1 protein-coding gene is annotated in these 277 nt (G+C 63.9%); it reads left to right on the top strand.

Annotated elements, in window-relative coordinates; all coding sequences use genetic code 11:
• Positions 1-275, top strand: a 275-nt coding sequence (locus SB754_RS20000) for an SDR family oxidoreductase (protein WP_410784124.1), incomplete at its 5' end; no start/stop codon positions are given.
• Positions 276-277: the final 2 nt, after the last annotated feature.

Below are 277 nucleotides of genomic sequence, written 5' to 3'. Positions count from 1 at the left end.
CCGCGATTGCCGGAGTGACGACGACGATCGCCGATCAACTCGCCGACGACGGCATTCGGGTGAACACCATCAATCCAGGCCCCGTCGACACCGGGTATCTCACCGACGACATGTGGCAGTTCGTGAAGCCCATGTTCCCGTTCGGGCGATACGGACAACCGGACGACCCTGCGCGCCTTATCGCGTGGCTCGTAACCGACGAGGCATCGTGGCTCACAGGCCAGATCATCAATACCGAGGGCGGGTTCGGGCGCTGGCGTCCCCGCGGAAGCTAACC

It is taken from the genome of Leifsonia sp. SIMBA_070, from assembly GCF_046534635.1.
In the GTDB taxonomy this organism is placed as follows: domain Bacteria; phylum Actinomycetota; class Actinomycetes; order Actinomycetales; family Microbacteriaceae; genus Leifsonia.
The sequence above is the reverse complement of the archived record's forward strand: the minus strand, read 5'-3'. Positions and strand labels throughout refer to the sequence as shown.